Genomic DNA, 1,639 nt, shown 5'->3' on the forward strand with positions numbered 1-1,639 from the left:
ATTTGCTTGGCGCCGACCGAGGGTAGGGCCTCGTGCAGCGACGCGGTTGAGCAAGCCGCAGACGTCGGCGGTGCGCTCGGCAAGCTGTCTTGCACGAGCAGGAGTCCGATTTGCGGGTCTACCCTGATGCTTTCGGTCTTCATGCAGCACCTGCCCGTGCTGCAGACGGAGTTGTGCCCAGCCCCAGCAACTGCGGCGCCAGTGCCAGCGTGCGCATCAGGTTGTGCGCCAGCGCCAGCAGCAGTGCCACGCAGCGAACCTTCTTCAGGCCGCGAACCGGCATGCGCTGCAGGCCACGGTTGCGCGCCTGCGCGTTGACGCATTCGGCCGTGGCCGCTCGCCGCTTGTACAGCTCCTTGGCCTCGTCGGTGGCCATGCGCTGTCGCCAGCTCGCCACCGCCGCGCTGTCATCGGGCTTGGGCTCGTGCTTGTTGTCCTGCGCAACCTCTCGGCCCTGTTCATCCTTCTTCACCCGTGCCTCGGGCACCGGCGCATAGACCTCGGTCTTGTCCGCCACCGCGTCGATCTGCGCGTGTGCGGGGTAGCCGCCGTCGACAAGCATCTTCTGCGGTGCGCTGCCCAGGCGTTGTTCGATCTGCCCGACCATGGGTGCGAGCTGCGCCATGTCCGAGCCGCTGGTGCTGACCTCCACGCCCACGATCAGCTGGCTGTCGCAGTCGGCCGCGTACTGGATGTTGTACGCCGGCCTGTAGCCGCCGTCGGCCAGCTTCATGACGGTGGCATCGGCATCGGTGCTCGATGCCCGGGCCTCTTCGGCCTTGCTGCCGTTGCGCCGCTTGATCGCCTCCAGCTCGGGCAGTCGGTCAAGTGCGCTTTGCAGCCGCTGCTGCATCTCGCGCCGGGCCCGTTGCTGCGCCGCCGCCTTGCGCCGGCTGTCCTGCGCGGGGTCGGCATCGATCTGTTCCTTCAGCTCCCGCACCCGCTTGCGCGCCAGCTCCAGGTTGTCCTGCAGGCTGGCCTTGCGCCGGAACGAGGCCGCGCCCGCACTGGCGCGAACCCGCATGCCGTCCTGCGCCACGCACTCCAGCCTCACCGCCCCGGCCGTCATCAGTGCGGCCAGGCTCGCGCTGAGCAACTCATCCAGCGCCTGCCCGTGCGCCACGCGGAAGTCCGACAAACTGTGGTGATTGACCTGCACGCCCCCGCTCATCCAGCGGTACGCGTCATGCTCCAGCACCAGGCGCGCGAGCTGCCGCGCGCTGCCCACACCCTGCAGCAAGGCGTACAGCCACAGACCGCAGCAGAATCTGCGGCGCAATCGCGCTGCGGCCCACCCCGCCTTGGCGTACCTTGATCGCCGCATACATCGCGCTGAGGTCTTGCCGCTCCACCCACGCCCACACCAACCGCGCCCTGTGCCCTTCGGGCAGCAGCGACTCCAAGTCCATCGGGCGCAGTTCGATCTGACTGCGGTTGGGCAGGATCACCCGGGCCGTCGCCTCGCTCCCCGCACCAGCGGCCGCAGCCTTGTCGACCCGCACGGCCGCCACAGGCCGCGCGCCGAACAGCTCTTGCCCTTCCCCTCGCGTCGGATCAGTCGTCTCGGTGTTCATGCCACCTCAACGGCCCACCCCGCCCACGGCTGTCGGGGTTTGCCCAAATCTTCACAAGCTCTCAG

At 68.7% G+C, this 1,639-nt stretch carries 1 pseudogene; it reads right to left on the reverse strand.

What is annotated here, in order from left to right:
• Window positions 1-139: 139 nt before the first annotated feature.
• Window positions 140-1,574: pseudogene (locus tag ACOVRJ_RS00905) on the reverse strand (IS1182 family transposase).
• Window positions 1,575-1,639 lie beyond the last annotated feature (65 nt).

The sequence above is a fragment of the Roseateles sp. genome, assembly GCF_049240545.1.
Lineage (GTDB): Bacteria > Pseudomonadota > Gammaproteobacteria > Burkholderiales > Burkholderiaceae_C > Paucibacter_A.